At 62.4% G+C, this 3586-nt stretch carries 3 protein-coding genes; all 3 read left to right on the top strand.

The annotated features are described in order from the left end of the window. Positions 1 to 357: HAD hydrolase-like protein (locus B4E36_RS18180; RefSeq protein ID WP_345900649.1), on the top strand; the 357-nt coding region annotated here is incomplete at its 5' end. Positions 358 to 377: 20 nt separating this feature from the next. Further along, entirely contained in the window at positions 378 to 1358 is a 981-nt protein-coding gene (locus tag B4E36_RS18175; protein ID WP_230720666.1) for a bifunctional riboflavin kinase/FAD synthetase, read from the top strand. A 239-nt stretch (positions 1359 to 1597) separates the two neighbouring features. Further along, positions 1598 to 3586, top strand: a 1989-nt coding sequence (locus B4E36_RS18170; protein WP_345900648.1) for an isoleucine--tRNA ligase, incomplete at its 3' end; no start/stop codon positions are given.

Below are 3586 nucleotides of genomic sequence, written 5' to 3'. Positions count from 1 at the left end.
GTCTCGCGCGGTAACCGGCTCGTGCCCTGCGCTGGCGCGCTCGCGGCACTTTACAGCGAACTCGGTGGTCAAACCCGCATCGCCGGCAAGCCCCACAAGCCGATCTATGATGCGGCGCTGGCCAAGGCCACGGAGCTCAGAGGCGATGTCGATGCCGCCCGCGTGCTCGCCATCGGCGACGGCATGCCGACGGATGTGCGCGGCGCGATCGATTACGGTCTCGACCTGCTGTTCGTGGCCGAAGGCATCCACGAAGCCGATTACGCCGTGAACGGTAAAGTTGACGAAGCGTCGCTCGATCGGTTCTTGACGCAACACGGCGCGCATCCGAAATACTGGATGACGAAACTCGCCTGAACACGCGCCGGACGCACAGCATGACCGTATTCCATCGCAATGAATTTCGTGAGCCGCTGCCTGAAACGCTGAAGGGCGGGGTGGTTGCGATCGGCAATTTCGATGGCGTCCATCGCGGCCATCAAAGCGTGCTCAATCGCGCGCTTGCCATTGCCGAGGAGCGCGGCGTGCCGGCGCTGGTGCTGACCTTCGAGCCGCATCCGCGCTCGGTGTTCAATCCGCAAAACCCGGTGTTTCGGCTGACGCCGGCGCCGATGAAGGCGCGGCTGCTGGAGGCGATGGGCTATCACGCCGTCATCGAATATCCATTCGATCGAACGTTCTCGCAGCGCTCGCCGGAAGAATTCGTCACCACGGTGCTGATCGATTGGCTTGCCGCCAGCGAGGTGGTGACCGGCTTCGATTTCCATTTCGGCCGCAACCGCGAGGGCGGCCCGGCCTATCTGATGGCCGCCGGCAAGCGCCACGGCTTCGGCGTCACGCTGATGGATGCCTTTCGCGACGAAGGCGCCGATGTCGTCTCCTCAAGCCGGATCCGCGATCTCCTGACGCGGGGCGAGGTGGTTCAGGCGTCCGGTCTGCTCGGCTATCGCTATACGGTAACTGGCGAGGTGATCCACGGCGAGAAACTTGGCCGCACGCTGGGCTTCCCGACCGCCAATATGGCCTTCGATCCCGACGCCAAGCTGCGCCCCGGCATCTATGCCGTGCGCTACCGCCGCCCCTGCGGCACGCTGCATGACGGCGTCGCAAGCTTCGGCCGCCGTCCGACCGTGGTGGAGGACGGTCGCCCGCTGCTGGAAACCTATATCTTCGACTTCAAGGGCGATCTCTATGGCGAGGAGGGCGCGGTCTCGCTGTTCGGCCGGCTGCGCGACGAACTCAAGTTCGACGGCCTCGAAGCCCTGGTCGCCCAGATGCATCGCGATTCCGATCAGGCGCGGGCGCTGCTCTCCGGCGTGAAGCCGTTTTCGGAACTCGACGCGAAGATCGCGTTTTGATGATTGTACCTACGGCAGTTTCTCGCGCATGGCTCTTTTCATCCCCGCGAAAAATCAGTAAAGACGGCGCATGATGACTGGGTACCGGTTTCGCACCATACGAATTATTGGCCCGGCTTTCCGCGCTGCTTGAGGTTTGAGCGCCGGAAGGTCCGGGATTTCGGCGTTTCAAGCGCCTCGACCGTCTCAAATTCCCCTATAAATGCGCGCGATACGCGCCGCCAGAAGGCCGCGAACCCATGAGCGATACAAAAGACACCATCGATTATTCCAAGACCCTCTATCTGCCGCAGACCGATTTCCCGATGCGCGCCGGTCTGCCCGAAAAGGAGCCGGAAACGGTTGCCCGCTGGCAGGAGATCGGGCTCTACAAGAAGCTGCGCGAGGACGCCAAGGGCCGCGAGAAATTCGTGCTCCACGACGGCCCGCCCTATGCCAATGGCAACATCCATATCGGCCACGCGCTGAACAAGATCCTCAAGGACGTCATCACCCGCTCGTTCCAGATGCGCGGCTATGACAGCAATTACGTTCCCGGCTGGGACTGCCACGGCCTGCCGATCGAATGGAAGATCGAGGAAGCCTATCGCGCCAAGGGCCAGAACAAGGACGAGGTCGAGATCAACGAATTCCGCCGCCAGTGCCGCGAATTCGCGCAAGGGTGGATCGACGTCCAGACTGCTGAATTCCAGCGCCTAGGCATCGAGGGCGATTTCGAAAACCCCTACACCACGATGGCCTTCCACGCCGAGGCCCGGATCGCCGGCGAACTCCTGAAGATCGCCAAGTCCGGCCAGCTCTATCGCGGCTCCAAGCCGGTGATGTGGTCGGTGGTCGAACGCACGGCTTTGGCCGAGGCGGAAGTGGAGTATCACGAGGTTCAGTCGGATACGGTTTGGGTGAAGTTTCCTGTGATTGCTGAAGGGACGGATCCTGAAGCTGGGATGAATCGGATACGAAAGTCTCTCGCGGTTGAGCACGGCTCTTCCGAACCAGAGAAAGACGTTGAAAAGTTTCATGCCAAATTTGGCCTTAAGGATGCGTTTGTTGTCATCTGGACTACAACGCCGTGGACGATCCCGGGCAATCGCGGCATCTCGTTCTCGTCGCGTCTCGAATACGGCCTCTATGAAGTTACCGAGGCGACCAATGATTTTGGACCGCAGCCCGGCGAAAAGCTTCTCTTTGCGAAGAACCTTGCCGAGGAATGCGCCGCCAAGGCCAAGGTAGAGCTGAAGCTTGTCCGCGACGTTGCCGGTGACGAACTCTCTGCGATCACCTGCGCCCATCCGCTCGCTTCCCTCGGCTACGACTTCAAGGTCCCGCTGCTCGACGGCGATCACGTCACCGATGACGCCGGTACCGGCTTCGTGCACACCGCGCCGGGCCATGGTCGCGAGGACTTTGACGCGTGGATGGAGAAGGCCCGCGAGCTTGAGGCGCGCGGCATCTCCGCGAAGATCCCGTTCACGGTCGGCGATGACGGCTATTACACCGAGGAGGCCTATGGCTTCGGCCCATCCGCCGAAGGTGGCGCTGCCCGCGTCATGGATGATAACGGCAAGAAGGGCGATGCAAACGACCGCGTCATCAAGGCGCTGATCGATGCCGACATGCTGTTTGCCCGCGGCCGGATCAAGCATGACTATCCGCATTCCTGGCGCTCCAAGGCGCCGCTGATCTTCCGCAACACGCCGCAATGGTTCGCCGCCATCGACGTGGCGCTGGACGACGGCATGGACGAGGATGACGAGGACGACGACGAGCGCGCGCTGAAATCCATCGACACGCTGGTGGAGTTCACTCCGCGCTCCGGCCGCAACCGCCTGCATTCGATGATCGAGGCGCGGCCCGACTGGGTGCTGTCGCGCCAGCGCGCCTGGGGCGTGCCGCTCACGCTTTTCGTGAATACGAAGACCGGCGAATTGCTGCGCGACGAAAAGGTGAACGCGCGCATTGTGGAAGCGGTGGCGAAGGAAGGCGCGGATGCCTGGTTCGAACGGCCCGCGAGCGACTTCCTCGGCAACGACTACAACGAGGCCGACTATGAGCGCGTGACGGACATTCTCGACGTCTGGTTCGATTCGGGCTGCACCCACGCTTTTACGCTGGAAAGCGGGCGCTGGCCTGCGCTCAAATGGCCCGCCGATCTCTATCTCGAGGGCAGCGACCAGCATCGCGGCTGGTTCCAGTCGTCGCTGTTGACCTCGGTCGCCGCGCACGGCGTC

Origin of the sequence: Martelella sp. UBA3392 (genome assembly GCF_002358775.1) — a bacterium.
In the GTDB taxonomy this organism is placed as follows: domain Bacteria; phylum Pseudomonadota; class Alphaproteobacteria; order Rhizobiales; family Rhizobiaceae; genus Martelella; species Martelella mediterranea.
This window is presented reverse-complemented; position numbering and strand designations above follow the sequence as displayed.